We start from the raw sequence: 15,182 nt of genomic DNA, 5'->3' as shown, positions 1-15,182 counted from the left end.
AATTGCAATGGGAAAGAAACACCGCAATCGAATTAATTCACCGAAGAAGAATAATCATACGCCACCAGAGGCAATTGTAGCTGAGCATGAAGCACATGGGGATGAATATACGGCAGCAAAGCGTAAAAATGGCCCTGGTCATAACCATAATGAGTACACAAGTTAAAACCCTTGGATATCCAAGGGTTTTTCTAACGAATATGTGCGCGATTAACGGGCTTCCATCCTCCAGCCCATAGCTTGTAATAATGCTTTCCTCCTGTTCCTTCATCAATCATTAGGACGTCTCCTGTACTAACGAAACGTGCCTTAAAATCTCTTGGAAGAGTGTCTGCCACATTAAATGTGCGAAAGATGTGGAGCATGGCTTCATCATGATTACCAGCCGCAAGAGTCAAACGATATACTTGTCGATATCCTTTTTCTTCGCCTTTTCTCGGTGTTTGCATAATCGTCACATCGTATTCAAACGTACGCTTAATCATTCTTTTCACTTTCAACCATGTATTCACCATCTTCTAAACCTCTCCTTTGCTCTCAGTCAATAAGACGTATTTATACTTTATATTATTCAAGGTAAGATTTTCAAAATCCTTTCTCTAATTCTCGGTATTTTTGTCGAAATATTCAAAAATTTTAAACCGAAAGAAAGAGCACCGAAAAAATCGGTACTCTCCCCTATTATCATCTAGAAGTTAGCGCATATTCACCCATACGCTTTTTACTTCTGTATAATTATCTAACGCGTAACTTCCCATCTCACGACCGATACCTGATTGCTTAAATCCACCAAACGGTGAAGCGGCATCAAATACGTTGTAGCAGTTCACCCACACCGTACCTGCTCGGAGCTTAGAGGCGATGTAATGAGCTTTTTTCACGTTTTCCGTCCATACACCTGCCGCTAATCCGTAGGCGGTTTTGTTAGCACGATCCACTAGATCATCTAAATCTTCAAACGGCAGTGCTGATACGACTGGACCAAAAATTTCTTCTTGTGCAATTTTCATATCATCATTTACGTTGGCGAAAATAGTCGGTGAAACGAAGTACCCTCTGTCGTAAGGGCTATTTCCGCCCGTCAACAGTTCCGCTCCCTGTTCTTTCCCACTATCAATATAACTCATGACGCGTTTTTGCTGCTCCTCTGATACGAGAGGACCCATTTCCACGCCGTCTTCTAGACCATTTCCTTGCTTGATTTTGCGCGCGTGCGTAACGAGATCTGCTACGACGTTATCATAAAGCTTCTTCTGAATGAAAAGGCGAGATCCTGCGCTACATACTTGACCCTGATTGAACATAATTCCACTCAGCGCTCCAGGGATCGCACGAGATAAATCTGCATCAGGAAGGATAATATTCGGTGATTTACCGCCAAGCTCTAACGTTACTCGTTTTAACGTCTGGCTTGCCTGGTTCATAATGAGCTTTCCGACTTCCGTTGAACCCGTGAAGGCAATTTTATCAACATCAGGATGTTTGACAAGTGCTTGTCCTGTTGATTCCCCGTAACCAGTTAAAACGTTCACTACTCCACTTGGGAAGCCAGCTTCTTGAATTAATTTAGCTAGATATAGAGCTGAAAGAGGCGTTTGCTCTGCCGGCTTAAGTACGACCGTACATCCGGTTGCTAGCGCAGCTCCGAGCTTCCAAGCAGCCATAAGTAACGGGAAGTTCCACGGAATAATTTGGGCTACTACCCCAACTGCCTCATGTCTTGTATAGTTAAAGTACGGACCGCTAACTGGAATCGTTTGTCCAGTAATTTTCGTTGCCCATCCCGCGAAATATCGGAAGTGCTCAGCGGTTAGCGGTACGTCTACATTGCGTGTTTCTGCTAACGGTTTTCCATTATCAAGCGTTTCTAATTGAGCTAATTCTTCTTTGTGCTCCTCAATTAAATCAGCTAGTTTATAAATTAAGCGGCTGCGATCTGACGCGCTCATCTTCGACCATTCGCCTTTTTCAAACGCGTGTCTTGCTGCTTTTACTGCCTTGTCTACATCATGTTCGTTCGCATCATACACATGAGCCAACGTCTCACCTGTTGCGGGGTTGTACGTTGGGAACGTTTTGTCGCTAGTGGACGAAATAAATTCTCCGTTTACAAATAGTTTCTTCGGCTCTTTCAAGTAGGACTCTAGCTGCTTGTTCGATTTGGATTCTTTTAGCATCTACAACCTCTCCTTTTAACCTATCTTTTTTGTTAACGCTTACAAAGAATGATGTAGCAAATTCTCATTCCGATTCCTATTGTAACGTCTTTTATCTGAATAGTAAAATATTTCTATCAATTTTCCATGTATTTTTTTCAAGCATGAGAAAAAGCAACGAAAAAAGCGCCAACACGTAGCGCTTTAAGCTCTATTTATAGAAAATTACTTATGATCGCTGTGATCAGTGTGACGGTAAAAAAACAGATAATTGCCGTTACTAGACTTGAGATGTACATGCTTTTCGTATAGCCCTGAAGTTCTTCCGTCGATTGTCGATCTACTTTTTTAACGTGATAATACAGCGGAATGTTCACGATACCTAGCATAAAGACAAAGAATAAAATGTATTCCCAAACGTCTTCAAAACCTGTAAAGAGCTGACGATTATCCATTAAATTCGCATTCATCATAAACATAATAGCAACCATTACTCCAGCAATAATCTGGCTTTTTTGTTGTTTCCGCCATTCGTTTCCGAGCTTTTCTTTCTCATACTCTAGAAGCTTTGCCATGTTTTTGGAGAGGCGATAAAGGAGGGGACGTTTGTCAAAAAGTAATAACATCGTTTGTGCAACCATGAGTAAACTCATCAGTATGAAGAAGTTTCTCATGCCAATCCCTATGTGGATGAGGCTAAAAAGAAGCAAAAATAAAACAGCAATAATGGCATTCATAAATAAGAATTGAAACTTTCGTAGCTTTAATAACTGTAGTTGATTCATCTGTAATTCCTCCTTACTCTATGTAATACGGTACAGAGTGGAAAAAGTTTCATTTTTATGTGTTCATGCAAAAAGAAGCATCCAAAAGCTTGTTTGCTTTTGAATGCTTCTACGAAATTTGCTGCCTGATGCCCAACTTGTTCAAAACGCGCCGCTCAATCATGTCACAAATAAGATGTACCCCTGAATCTGTTAGCAGATCGTACTGCGTGCATTTAATGGAGATAAACACGACCGTTCGATTTTCACATGTGACCGACAGATCAACGGAAAGTTCAAAGTCTCCGTCTGCGTTTAGTTCATAATAACTCGGTCCGCAAAAAAACGACGGCTTACCTAAGATACGAAAACCAGCTGATTGAATGAGATCAACCGTATAACGTTCAACCGTACACGCTAGAGCTTCACTAATACAGCTGATGATCTCTGTGAGTCCCCCGCTATAAAAAAGAGGCAATTGTTCAAACAATGAACGAATCTGAAAATGAAACGGCTGTGTTTTTATTGTTTCATAGAAATTACGTATATTAGAAATAGAAGATTGCTCCATATGTTGGTGTAAACAGGACAGAAAGCTCGTTCTAAAAACGCTTGCTTTATTCGAGACCATTTCTATTCCTCCTTAGATGCTTCTCTGTTTATATATCCTAAATCTCCTCTTTGTAATCCTATTTTGGCAGTTTTTTCTTCAGTAATATTTTAAATACGGTTACTAAGGTAAAGCCGAGCGCAAAGCCAGCTAGCACGTCCGTGAAAAAATGAACCCCCACATAAATACGACTTAAGCCGATGAGGAAAATGATAATGCCAAGCAAAATACACGCTAAAGCTCGTCCAACGCTTCTTTTCTGATAGTAAAGAATTAAAACCAAAATAAAACCGAAAAAGGACATCGAATTCATCGCATGACCACTTGGAAAGCTGTAGCTAGATGCTGCCACTAGATGCTCCACCGTTGGTCTCGGACGGTGAACGAGTTCCTTCACAATCCAATTTAATACACGAGACATGATATAAATGATTGCTAACAAAGATGCCGCATGATTTTGCTTTTTCACTAAAAGATAAAGGCATATGATAATTCCTATTACTCCTGTGACTTTCCACGATCCTAACGTACTCATAAAGACAAACAGCGCTGTAAATTCATCTCCTCGTTTATTAAACATCGCATCTGTAATGGATTGATCTAGCGCTTGTACCCATTCGAGTTTAAAAATAGCCAGCAAGCATATAAATAGAACAAGTGATGCAATAATATAAACGCCGTCTTTTCCTCTCTGTTTCATCCTCTCATTCCTTTCCGCTACGAATAAAGAAAACATGTGGATGAAGACACCCACATGTTTTCGCACAAGCATTATTTTTTCGGCTGAGGGTAATGCTCTTTTTTCGGTGCCTGATTCACTACGAATTCGTTTGAAAACTCCGGTTGTGTTTTTTGCTTATGTTGGATGGCCTTTTGTTCTGTTTGATTGCTATGTTTATGTGACATACGTTCGCCTCCCTTCTCCTCCTTAATATGTGAGGAAGAAAGCGGCTTTATCCGTTTTTAACTATAGCGTGCCACAACGCTTTCAAGAAGTGATTTTAGCTGTGGAATATCTTCATCTGTCACTGTGAACCTAACAAGCGTTTCATCTAGTTCCAGTGCTTCTGCTAAAAAGCCACTGATTCCTCTTGAACGACGGTCTACCTCCATTAGTACATCAAATTTCCCTGGAGCGAGGAAATAAAACATTAATTCGAGTTCATCTAGCTTTCCATGAAAAGCACCTCTTGTTGGGACAAACTCGAATTCTTGTAGAAACGGTAGACGCCCACGAAGGCGTCTTGGTGCTTCCTCACATTCTACTTGACGCAAGCGAAAGCCCATGTCACTCATCGCGTTAATCGTTGCGTGTAATATTGGATGCGGAAGAACCTCCATATGATCCACGTCAGACGGATCAACGGCATTTTTTATATCAAGACCTGTTGCGATCCATACTCTCGTTCTGCCCATCGTAACGGGTGTATCGGCGGGCAGATCAAATGAGAACGGAATTTCTTTCTTCTCCTGTGACTGAATGACAAAGGGATCGGCAATTTTAAAGCTATTCAACAAGTAATTTTCTTTTACCTTGGAATCATTCACTTCCCGAACGTACGATGTGTATAAATTTAAATAAATGGAGTCGATCTCCTGCTCGATGTTTCCACCGTATACTTCGATCACTCCTTCAATCTTCTCTCCTGCAATAAGCTGATCTTTATAAAGCTTCGTATCTACTCTTGCAGACCCAATTCCCATTCTAGCTAACACTTTATTAAATATTGCCATTCTCTCACCCTCTACTTTGTTATAGATAAATATTGAAGCACGTCAACCTGAAGGTCTCTAATGGATTCATATTCACCTTCTATTTGTAACATTCGACGAATAATCTCCTTTAACGGTACTGAAAGTGGTAGTTCCTGCTCCCAGCTCTTCTCTTCTGTCCCTTCTGTCTCATACGAAGAATACAAAAGGAAAAGCAAAAAATGGCCTAGTGCATAGATATCACTTTTAACGGTTACAGAGCGCATCAATCGCTTTTCTACGTCATAGGTATGAATATCCGGATCTGTGTCATGCTTCCATCTTGCAAGCCCAAAATCAATGATATGTATCGTATCACCGACATCAATGATATTTGGAATGCGTAAATCTCGGTGCACAATTCCTTGATCATGAAGATCTGACACCACATCGATAACTTTTAATAAAATCGTCAATGATTCACTTTCAGAATAACGACGATCGTCTCGAAAAATGAGATCCTCAAACGTATGTCCTTTTACATAATCCATAATAAGGAAGCTGCCTTTTTTATCTTGGACACTGCGATGCAAGGACGGAATTTGAGGATGCTGAATAAATTGAAGCAGTTCACACTCATATTGAAACGAGCGCTTTCCTCGTTCTAGCTTTTGCTTTGTTGGACGTAGCTGCTTTAACACAACGGATTCATCTGTGACAAGATCTGTTGCAATGTACGTAATGCCATAGCTACCCCTCCCTAACAATGTCTGAATTTTATATTGATGATCAATCACGTCCCCATCCTTAAGAGGACGATCCTTTACGTATTCATATAGTTGATGAAACCAAGACATGAGAATCAGCTACTAAAAAAACTCGAGAAAAAGCTGCCGCTTCGATGTTTTTTCTTGTAGTGATGATGTCCATAGCTAGAATGACCGTGGTGACTGTTTCGACGTTTTTTATAATCGCTGCTGCTGTAATGACGTCTTTTTTTATAGTCACTGCTGCTGTATCGACGGTGACTGCTTTGGCCTAAAAGAGATTTCAATATACGTTTAATCACGTAATTCCCTCATTTCATAAAAGTTATACTGTTTATACGTACTAGAAATCTAAAAGGTTTCACTAGCTCTCCTCTCTAACTACCCATTTCTCCATCGAAAAGGAGGTTTTTACACAATGTTTCACAATTTGTTCACAGAAGAGAAAGTTGAAATGGAGCATTTACACGCGACGGCAAATCTTCTTCTCGAAAAACCACCAAGTGAATTAGCAATCCTGTCAAAAAATGAAACAGCATTGATTCGCAAAATACGACTTCAAACGGATGCATTAAATCAAAATAACCTTACACGAACAAATGCCTATTTGCATTTTTTCATTCGTCATCCTGAAATTCACTGGTCTCTCCTTGCACACATTGTATCTCGAAACGGTGGTTATCACATGACTGATTTAAAAGGAGATTTGATTAAGCATCTTCTTTCTACAAAGAAAAAAGAAGCCTTTTTTCATTTCCTTGAACGAGCCAATGCGCTCATTTTTTATGATGCTTACCCGCAGCTTCTCCTGTATGAAGAAACGAAACGACAGCAAAAATCGTTGTTTCATTTACTACCTGCCTTTCACGCATCATCGTTCATGTATATGATGTGGAATGAGTTTTTATCAACTAAAAACGCCTCCCTTCTAACTACTTCTCTCATCGTTAATGAGCAACACTACATCGAACAGAGGCTGATGCATCTTCCGTTTGTCAAAAAACATGTGTTAAACACGTGGCAATTTACTCTTCAAGAATGGGGACGGATGACGTATGTGCTTGTTCCCTATCAAAAAGAGCATCACATTCGCATTGTCGGTCAAGCAATTGACTCTTTTTCAGATTTAACCAAACGAATTGAGTATGGAAAACACCTCTATCATTCGCTGTTTCACCCCTCTATTTTGAAAGGAGCGTGTCAGTTTATAGCTAATTATCCGCATACTGCTTCACGGAGTGATTATAGTGAACAATTCTTTTCTCCACACCCTCACTCCCGCAAAGTACAAAGCCCATTTTTACATCACGCGTGGCCTGACATTCGTCACTCTTTTTATGACTTAAGCGATTGGTTTACATCTACGGATATGCTCTCGTTGTTAAAACCTTCTCCACCCTCTGAGCCTATCGACATTACGGATGACTATTATAAAAAAATGACGGCCTTTTCGCTTTTAAGTCATCACTAAAAAGGAGGATCCTTAGAAAGATCCTCCTCTTCACCATGCCCTCACTACTCAACCTCTTCATCAATAATGCATTTTTCTAGCAAATAATCAAAGGTAATGTCAGCTAACTCTTCAATCTCTTGTGCCGATGGAACATACCCTCTTTTCATTAGCTGATTGTAAAAGAACTCCGCTATCTCTTCCGTATCAATCACCACTTCGATTTCTTTCACAATATCACCCCTTTACACTTAGATGTATGATGAAAAAAGAGCTTGTATGTATAAAATTTAAAAAGTTTTAGCTTGTCCCATTTTCTAGTTCTACTAAAGCATGCCCGTCTCATATGAATGTATTAAACCCGTTTCTTAAAGGAGGAACTACTAATGAGACAAGTAACGACCGTACTAAAGCATAAAAAAGAAAACCACTTCGCATTATCTTCTATTTCGAAAATTCTACATAGCAAGACAGTCGATGAATGGTTTGAAACCATGCTAAATACAATGCTCTATGTTCTAGCAGTTCCTTATGTTTTTTATGTTTTATGGCAGTTCTTTCAGTTATGAGCGCTCTTTTGAGATTTTGGATAAATGCTTCATCACCAAATCCATTACCTCTACATATTCATCGTCTTCAAACATTTGGTGCAACAAAAAATAATCGTTATAGACATCAAGCAATCCGTCGATGATCTCATTTCGTTCTTTCAATATACGTTTGTGCTCTTTTTCATAGTCGTTTGATTTTTTCATCGCTGGTAGCAACTCCGTTTTATTGATTTCTTTTCCTAAGTACAGCATTTCAACACTTTGTAAATATTGATCGGACTGATCATGGGGGGAGATTAGCAGAAGTTCTTCTTCACTTGCTTCGAGCCATTCGCCGTCGCTAATACGCGAAAGCTCGTAAATAACGTCTTCCCAAGCATCTTCTTGATATCGCCATATTTCCGTGCGAATTCCAATTACTTTAAACAAATCTTGACCATAATTTTCGACGTTAACAATATCCCCAAAGAAAAATTGGTATTCCAGCTCGAGCTTCTCTTGAATGAGTACTTTCCCATTGTATTCGTCAAGAAGCTCAATGGTTTCTTCTAAAAATAATCCTTCACTATCATTTACTTCATATACAAACAAACCATCCATTATTTTAATATCCGTAATGACTCCAACGGTACCGTAAATGGTGATGACAACCGTGTCGCCAATTTGAAATTTTGGATTTGTGTCAGCCATCATCACACCCCCTTTACTATGCAGTAACGACTTCTTAATTACGATAGTATATGCAGCTCAAGGAAAAGGGGGAAACGAACATCTTGAAATTAAGAATGTCCCAACAAACGGTACTGAAAAACAAGAAGAGGTTCTTTCCTTATAACGTAGTGATAGCACTATTTATAGGGAAAGAACCTCTTTAAATGTCTAGTAAAAATGGGCATTAATTTTGAAGATATGGGACCGCTTCTTCACTTTGATATAGCTCCCACGCCTCATCAAACACGCTCATGCTTGGTAGGTAATGACCGTTCATCTCTAAATAGGAGCTGATCTCATTATAATCTGTTTCCATCTTTGGAAAGCTATGATCGTCATAAGCAGCTCGCGCAAACTCGCCAAGAGCATCGTTCTTTTTATTTGCTCGGTATTTCATTAAATAGTGATAAAAGGACTTCATTTCTTATCCTCCTCGTACCTTGTTGTATATTTTTCTATACCTTATCACAGAATAGAATCAACGTACACGTCCAGCGCTCGTTCGAATCTTTTCCGTATTTATATTAGCTTGAGCACATGCAGATTTTCTTCCTAAACAAACACACCGATTGATAGCAAAATCGGTGTGTTTTCCTATATTTTCGCATGCCTTCGTTAATGAGATTGCTTCTTTGTAAAAATCACTACTGTCCGTTAAACCATATGATCCCACAACTATTTTCTCCAAAAAACAAACTGAAATCAATTTATAATCTAATGGGTCGACAGGCTTAGGGATACACTATAAAAAAGCATTCTCGTTCTCTTCTAGAGAGACTATGGTCCTCTATAGTGTTACATCTGTATTACTTGTCCACTTTCTCTTTGATAGGCTCGGTTGCAAAAAAAATTCATTCGTGTTTTAATCACGAAAAGAGCTGAACAGCCCGTTAGTAAGGTGAGCTCGAAACGCAAAAAAAAATTTTTATTGATTTGACATAGTCCTGACATATTGGTTGGGTATGATACATGATAGAGATTAAGCGAAGTGACATTAACTTCTGAAGAGGAGGTTTATATTTTTATCTTTTGAGGTAAAAAATGAATACTATGAGTAGATCAGCTTATTTTGACAACGCAAAATTTATATTAATTTTTCTAGTCGTCTTCGGACACACCATTTCGCCGTATCGAACGGATTCAGACGGCGTTCTGTCGATTTATCACTTTATTTTTATTTTTCACATGCCCGTTTTCATTTTACTGGCAGGATATTTTTCCAAAAACTTTAAAAAGAAAGGATACTACAAAAAGATTTTTACTAAGGTCGTTGTACCTTACCTGATTTTCCAAACGGTCTATACGTTTTACTACAATTTCATTTATGATGATCAAAGCTTTACGCTTCAATATCTCGTGCCGCGCTGGGCGATGTGGTTTTTACTGAGCTTAATTTTTTGGAAGCTGTTGCTTCCACTGTTTGCTCGCTTCTCCATGTGGATCAGCATGCCAGTATCAATTGGTCTCGGTTTATTGGTAGGGTTTGTTGATGTGAATGGAATGGACAAAATTTTAAGCCTTAGTCGTATGCTTGTCTTTTTCCCATTCTTCCTATTGGGGTATTACTTATCGCAACATCAGAACTTCTTAGGAAAGTTATTAACGTGGAAAAGTCGTCTCGCTTCAGCCGTTGTACTAGTAGTAGCACTCACAGGAAGCTATTACTTTTTAAACGACACGTCATATACAGACATGCTATACGGAACAAACATTTACAACCAGCCTGGAGAATTCATGATGCGAGTGCTTCATTACACAATTTCCATCATTGTATCTTTCGCATTTATGGCTCTCATTCCAACGCAGCGATTCTTATTTACAGGCATTGGGCAACGTTCTTTATACGTCTACCTGTTGCACGGATTTGTGATTAAGTGGTTCTTTACGACAAAGTACGCACAAAATCTTCATACTTCTGGAGATTTCGTTATGCTAACCTTGCTATCGATTCTCATTACGATGGTACTAGGAAGTCGAATTGTTGATGCCGTTATAACCGTCTTTAAACTCACGTTTAAATTCATCGTCACACGTAACTGGAGTCGCTTATCATTTAAAAAACGTCGAGTCTCATAATCTTAGTCAAGAAAGACGCTTCTCATGGTAGAGGCGTCTTTTCTAATTAAGGACATTATACCTATATTAACGAAAAAAGTCTACAAAAATTCAGAAAATACTTTCTTTTTAACTTTACATCACTTTTCTCACTGATTAAGATAGTAAAAAGGAGTGATTACAATGGAATTAGCCTATTACGACGGTCGATTTATCTCAATTAATGAAAAAGTAATTCCTATTGAAGAACGAGGACATCAGTTTGGAGACGGTGTGTATGAGTTTATTCGTGTATACGATGGTCGTCCCTTTTTACTAACTGAACATTTGGAACGACTCGAACGAAGCAGTCAGGAGATTTTACTAACACCTTCCCTTTCGAAAGAGGAGATCACAGCGATCGTAGAAGAAGGATTACAGCGAACAGGTTTGTTAGAAGCAGAAATTTATATGCAGTTTACTAGAGGTATTGCACCTCGCAATCACTTGTTTCCGCATGTCCCTTCTCAGTTCTCAATGACGATTCGTCCAGCGAAAGTCATTCCTAGCGAGAAACGAAGCGGTGTTGCAGTTCTTACACTTGAAGATGAGAGATGGAAAAATTGCTACATAAAATCGCTTAACCTTCTTCCAAACTTGCTTGCTAAGCAACGAGCTGTATCACAAGGGTTTGAAGAAGCAATATTGGTAAAAGACGGGTTCATTACCGAAGGATCGAGTAGCAACGTTTTTGTTGTCAAACACGGAACGCTGTATACAACACCAGCAACTAATCGTATTTTGCACGGCATTACGAGAGCTGCTGTGTTAAAATGTGCCGATCGAGTTAACGTTCCCATTCAGGAAAAAGATATGAGCATAGACTTCTTCCTAGATGCAGATGAAGCATTCTTTACAAGCACTTCCGTTGAACTGATGCCCATATCTCGCATAAACGACACAAGCTTGCCACATGAGCGTCCTATTACTGCTTCCTTGCATAGCGCTTATAAAAAGCTGTATGCAAAGAAAATTAGTTTCTAATTCTTCTCCCTAGTCTTGACTGGGGAGGTTTTTTTCATCTCTTAGCTTAACAGACCTTTCTGCCATCCGCTTGCTATAGATAAAAGCTAGCGGTAGCAAAAGCAAAAGACGAACAACGTGATTTAAAAAGATGAAGAGGAGAAATAGCACGATAACAAACGGCAACATCACCCATTCACGACTCCATAATACACGGATAATAATCAAGAAAAAGATCACAATTCCTGCAACAAGTATGGTGAAGCTGAACATGTTCTCTCCCTCCTTACTTGTTGTATTCCCTCATAACTCCTTCTTACGCAGATTTATGAAACTTAAGAGCAAGTGAACCTACATTTTTACCCCTCATCTTCTTGAACAAAGTTATAGGCAGCAGTTATTCACCCCCTATTTTTATATCTTTTATTGGTTTTACATTTTTTTAAATAGGAGAGAGGAAAAAAGCGCAAGAGTTGTGTTAGAATAGACCCTAGATGTGACGTTCTCGCGTTAGAGAGAGCAAACACAATAAAATTTTCATTACACATGTAAGGAGAGTCAAAATGGAAAAAGCATTTATTTTTGGACACAAAAACCCTGACACAGATACAATTTGCTCTGCACTTGTATATGCTGACTTAAAAAGCAAGCTAGGCTTTGATGTAGAACCAGTACGTTTAGGTGAGGTAAATGGTGAAACACAGTTTGCCCTCGACTATTTTAAAGTAGAGGCACCACGTTTTGTGGAAACAGTTGCAAACGAAGTAAGCAACGTTATCTTAGTCGACCACAATGAGTTTCAACAAAGCGCAACAGACATTGATCAAGTTCGCATTTTGGAAGTAATTGATCATCATCGTATCGCAAATTTTGAAACAAGTGATCCATTGTACTATCGCGCTGAGCCTGTAGGCTGCACAGCAACAATCCTAAACAAAATGTACAAAGAAAATAACGTAGAGATTACAAAAGAAATGGCTGGTTTAATGTTATCAGCAATTATTTCTGACTCTTTACTATTCAAATCTCCAACTTGCACAGATCAAGACATCGCTGCTGCGCGTGAGCTTGCTGAGATTGCGGGCGTAAACGCAGATGAGTATGGTCTTGAAATGCTAAAAGCTGGTGCAGACTTAAGCGACAAAACAGTTGCACAGCTGATTTCTCTTGATGCAAAAGAATTTGAAATGGGTGGCCACAAAGTCGTGATCGCACAAGTAAATGCGGTTGATACAAATGATGTGTTGGCTCGTCAAGCAGAATTAGAAGCGTCTATTTTAGGTGTCATTGCTGAAAGTGAACTAGACTTATTCCTTTTAGTTGTAACGGACATCCTTGAAAATGACTCTGTTGCTCTTGCATTAGGACGCGAAGTTGCGGCTGTAGAACGCGCATACAACGTTGTACTAAACAACAACACTGCTGTATTAAAAGGCGTTGTTTCTCGTAAGAAACAAGTCGTGCCTGTTTTAACAGAAACATTAAACGCAACTCCAAAACAAGCATAATAGAAAAAGTACCGCCTACGAAGGCGGTACTTTTTTAAATCGTTCTGGTTCATTCTTTATCCATTAAAAATTAAAATAGTTTTTCTTTAACCATTTTGGGACAGCTAAAAAATCTGCAAACGTCAGGCTTTTCTCAAGCTTCTTCGTATCAATCATCATAAAATGATTTTCAATTTCCTCAATGGTCTCTTCAGTTTGATAATTCATTCCACAAGAAGGACATTCAATACATGGAGTCTCGGTAATCTCTATACTTCGTGATCCGTCCGGAAGCTCCCAATATACCGTACTCGTGGTCTCAAATGCGCCTTTTTCCTCGCACCATGCACAATTCATTCTGAACACCCTCTTTTAGGAAGGGGACGATTCATCTTTTGGATCCCCTTCGCTATATTTCTTCACTTGAGCCTGGAATTTCTTTTCTTTTAGTTCATCACGCTTTTCACGCTTATTTTTCAGCGAAGCATGCTCAGGGTTTTGCTCATATTCTTTTCGTCTGTATAGACGTTGCAATCCTTCTGGGACTAAATTAAAGCGTTCTTCGTTCAGCAGGCCTGAAATACCTCCTGATGATTTCTTTTCGTCAGCTTTTGGATAAATACTATTAAAGTAATCATCTGCGCGCCCTGATTCGTAGTGCTCTGGCTCTGGATAAGTCGTAATAACTCCTTCAAAGTTTCGTAGCACTACTTTATTGGCGCTTTGACTAATTAAGTAATTTGGCTGCAAGGCAATTTTCCCCCCGCCTCCAGGTGCATCTACTACAAATGTTGGTACCGCATAGCCGGACGTATGACCGCGCAATCCTTCAATAATCTCAAGCCCTTTCGCGACCGGCGCTCGGAAGTGACCGATTCCTTCTGATAAATCACATTGATAAATATAATAAGGCCGAACACGTATTTTCACTAAATCATGCATGAGCTTTTTCATAATCACGACACTATCATTAATTCCAGCAAGAATAACGGCCTGATTTCCTACAGGGACACCCGCATTTGTAAGCATTTCACAGGCTGTTTTTGACTCTTCCGTAATTTCAATTGACGTGTTAAAATGCGTATTTAACCAAACAGGGTGATACTTTTTCAAAATATTGCAGAGGTTTTCAGTTATACGCTGTGGAAATACAACGGGTGCGCGAGTACCGATACGAATAATTTCAACATGTGGAATGGCGCGTAGATTTTTTAAAATGTATTCTAAGATGGTGTCATTGATTAACAGGCCGTCTCCACCTGAAATGAGAACATCACGCACTGCTGGAGTAGATCGAATATAGGCAATCGCATCATCTAACTGTTTCTTTGGTACACCCATGCCAATTTGCCCTGAAAAACGTCTTCTTGTACAGTAGCGGCAATACATGGAGCATTGATTCGTCACGAGAAACAAGACGCGGTCCGGATAGCGATGAGTAAGTCCTGGTACTGGAGAATCTTCATCTTCGTGCAGCGGATCTTCCAAATCATATTTCGTTTTATGAAGTTCTTCTCCAACAGGAACAGACTGCATGCGAATCGGGCAACGTGGATCATCTGGGTTCATTAGCCACGCATAGTATGGCGTAATATTTAACGGGATCGTTTTTGTTGAAATGCGAACGCCCTCTTCTTCTTCTGGCGTTAAATGAATGACTTTTTTCAAATCAGGAAGCGTTCGAATCGTATTGGTTAACTGCCAAATCCAATCGTTCCACTGTTCCTCCGTTACATCTTTCCATAATTCTATCTCTTTCCAATGCCTTTTTGGCTTATATAAATCTTGCCACATTAACGTCGCCTCCTTAATAATGAGTTGCGGTACACCTTTGGCAAATCCCTCTCATCAATCAATATAGCAACAAACGCTAGTGTTTAGTGGAAGAAGATCGATACATATTTATATGTTGAATATAGGCATTTGGTTATCTTTCG

At 39.4% G+C, this 15,182-nt stretch carries 21 protein-coding genes; 6 read left to right on the top strand and 15 right to left on the bottom strand.

The window, feature by feature from the left end:
* Window positions 1–7: 7 nt before the first annotated feature.
* On the top strand, window positions 8–166 hold the full coding sequence (locus IE339_RS07020; RefSeq protein WP_242175139.1) for a hypothetical protein: 159 nt from the start codon (window positions 8–10) through the stop codon (window positions 164–166).
* 25 nt (window positions 167–191) lie between these two features.
* Here IE339_RS07020 and IE339_RS07015 read toward each other — a convergent pair whose 3' ends face one another.
* The 9 genes from IE339_RS07015 to IE339_RS06980 all read right to left on the bottom strand — a co-directional run bounded on the left by IE339_RS07015 (window position 192) and on the right by IE339_RS06980 (window position 6,291).
* On the bottom strand, window positions 192–515 hold the full coding sequence (locus IE339_RS07015) for a YodL domain-containing protein (protein ID WP_242175138.1): 324 nt from the start codon (window positions 513–515) through the stop codon (window positions 192–194).
* A 180-nt stretch (window positions 516–695) separates the two neighbouring features.
* Window positions 696–2,177, bottom strand: a complete 1,482-nt coding sequence (locus IE339_RS07010) for an aldehyde dehydrogenase family protein (protein ID WP_053399996.1) — start codon at window positions 2,175–2,177, stop codon at window positions 696–698.
* A gap of 194 nt (window positions 2,178–2,371) precedes the next feature.
* On the bottom strand, window positions 2,372–2,941 hold the full coding sequence (locus IE339_RS07005) for a hypothetical protein (protein ID WP_242175137.1): 570 nt from the start codon (window positions 2,939–2,941) through the stop codon (window positions 2,372–2,374).
* A gap of 109 nt (window positions 2,942–3,050) precedes the next feature.
* Complete coding sequence (locus IE339_RS07000; protein ID WP_242175136.1) at window positions 3,051–3,551, bottom strand: hypothetical protein; 501 nt, start codon at window positions 3,549–3,551, stop codon at window positions 3,051–3,053.
* A gap of 58 nt (window positions 3,552–3,609) precedes the next feature.
* Entirely contained in the window at window positions 3,610–4,230 is a 621-nt protein-coding gene (locus IE339_RS06995; protein WP_242175135.1) for a phosphatase PAP2 family protein, read from the bottom strand.
* A gap of 71 nt (window positions 4,231–4,301) precedes the next feature.
* Window positions 4,302–4,436 carry a hypothetical protein gene (locus IE339_RS24660; RefSeq protein WP_277933955.1) on the bottom strand — a complete coding sequence of 45 codons (135 nt, stop codon included), beginning with the start codon at window positions 4,434–4,436 and terminating at the stop codon, window positions 4,302–4,304.
* 57 nt (window positions 4,437–4,493) lie between these two features.
* Window positions 4,494–5,264, bottom strand: coding sequence for a sporulation protein (locus IE339_RS06990; RefSeq protein ID WP_242175134.1), 771 nt, complete (start codon window positions 5,262–5,264; stop codon window positions 4,494–4,496).
* An 11-nt stretch (window positions 5,265–5,275) separates the two neighbouring features.
* Entirely contained in the window at window positions 5,276–6,079 is an 804-nt protein-coding gene (locus tag IE339_RS06985) for a serine/threonine protein kinase (protein WP_242175133.1), read from the bottom strand.
* Window positions 6,080–6,084: 5 nt separating this feature from the next.
* The gene (locus IE339_RS06980) at window positions 6,085–6,291 is read right to left on the bottom strand and encodes a hypothetical protein (RefSeq protein ID WP_083446402.1); all 207 of its coding nucleotides are present in this window, start codon (window positions 6,289–6,291) and stop codon (window positions 6,085–6,087) included.
* Window positions 6,292–6,407: 116 nt separating this feature from the next.
* Here IE339_RS06980 and IE339_RS06975 point away from each other — a divergent pair, with 116 nt between their 5' ends.
* The gene (locus tag IE339_RS06975; protein ID WP_242175132.1) at window positions 6,408–7,460 is read left to right on the top strand and encodes a DUF2515 family protein; all 1,053 of its coding nucleotides are present in this window, start codon (window positions 6,408–6,410) and stop codon (window positions 7,458–7,460) included.
* A gap of 44 nt (window positions 7,461–7,504) precedes the next feature.
* Here the strand turns inward: IE339_RS06975 and IE339_RS06970 are convergent, their stop codons facing one another.
* Window positions 7,505–7,672 carry a YozD family protein gene (locus tag IE339_RS06970; RefSeq protein ID WP_242175131.1) on the bottom strand — a complete coding sequence of 56 codons (168 nt, stop codon included), beginning with the start codon at window positions 7,670–7,672 and terminating at the stop codon, window positions 7,505–7,507.
* Window positions 7,673–7,825: 153 nt separating this feature from the next.
* Here IE339_RS06970 and IE339_RS06965 point away from each other — a divergent pair, with 153 nt between their 5' ends.
* The gene (locus tag IE339_RS06965) at window positions 7,826–8,008 is read left to right on the top strand and encodes a hypothetical protein (RefSeq protein WP_242175130.1); all 183 of its coding nucleotides are present in this window, start codon (window positions 7,826–7,828) and stop codon (window positions 8,006–8,008) included.
* Here the strand turns inward: IE339_RS06965 and IE339_RS06960 are convergent.
* Together IE339_RS06960 and IE339_RS06955 are read right to left on the bottom strand one after the other, a co-directional pair.
* Window positions 8,003–8,683, bottom strand: a complete 681-nt coding sequence (locus tag IE339_RS06960; protein ID WP_242175129.1) for a hypothetical protein — start codon at window positions 8,681–8,683, stop codon at window positions 8,003–8,005. The two genes, IE339_RS06965 and IE339_RS06960, sit on opposite strands and share 6 nt — an antisense overlap.
* A gap of 202 nt (window positions 8,684–8,885) precedes the next feature.
* A complete protein-coding gene (locus IE339_RS06955; protein ID WP_242175128.1) occupies window positions 8,886–9,122 on the bottom strand; it encodes a YozE family protein in 237 nt (78 codons plus the stop codon).
* Window positions 9,123–9,742: 620 nt separating this feature from the next.
* Here IE339_RS06955 and IE339_RS06950 point away from each other — a divergent pair.
* Both IE339_RS06950 and IE339_RS06945 read left to right on the top strand, forming a co-directional pair.
* Window positions 9,743–10,777, top strand: coding sequence for an acyltransferase family protein (locus tag IE339_RS06950; protein WP_242175127.1), 1,035 nt, complete (start codon window positions 9,743–9,745; stop codon window positions 10,775–10,777).
* A gap of 162 nt (window positions 10,778–10,939) precedes the next feature.
* Window positions 10,940–11,779: an aminotransferase class IV gene (locus tag IE339_RS06945; RefSeq protein ID WP_242175126.1), complete on the top strand. Its 840-nt coding sequence runs from the start codon at window positions 10,940–10,942 to the stop codon at window positions 11,777–11,779.
* Between the two features lie 9 nt (window positions 11,780–11,788).
* On the opposite strand, the gene IE339_RS06940 is transcribed toward IE339_RS06945, so the two are convergent.
* The gene (locus IE339_RS06940; protein WP_242175125.1) at window positions 11,789–12,031 is read right to left on the bottom strand and encodes a hypothetical protein; all 243 of its coding nucleotides are present in this window, start codon (window positions 12,029–12,031) and stop codon (window positions 11,789–11,791) included.
* A 290-nt stretch (window positions 12,032–12,321) separates the two neighbouring features.
* Between IE339_RS06940 and IE339_RS06935 the strand changes: the two genes are divergently transcribed.
* Window positions 12,322–13,266: a manganese-dependent inorganic pyrophosphatase gene (locus IE339_RS06935; protein WP_242175124.1), complete on the top strand. Its 945-nt coding sequence runs from the start codon at window positions 12,322–12,324 to the stop codon at window positions 13,264–13,266.
* A gap of 63 nt (window positions 13,267–13,329) precedes the next feature.
* Here the strand turns inward: IE339_RS06935 and IE339_RS06930 are convergent, their stop codons facing one another.
* Window positions 13,330–13,602 (bottom strand): YokU family protein, encoded by a 273-nt coding sequence (locus IE339_RS06930; RefSeq protein WP_242175122.1) that lies wholly within the window; start codon window positions 13,600–13,602, stop codon window positions 13,330–13,332.
* 15 nt (window positions 13,603–13,617) lie between these two features.
* Entirely contained in the window at window positions 13,618–15,039 is a 1,422-nt protein-coding gene (gene ablA, locus IE339_RS06925; protein ID WP_242175120.1) for a lysine 2,3-aminomutase, read from the bottom strand.
* Window positions 15,040–15,182: the final 143 nt, after the last annotated feature.

The organism is Priestia koreensis (genome assembly GCF_022646885.1).
Lineage (GTDB): Bacteria > Bacillota > Bacilli > Bacillales > Bacillaceae_H > Bacillus_AG > Bacillus_AG koreensis_A.
This window is presented reverse-complemented; position numbering and strand designations above follow the sequence as displayed.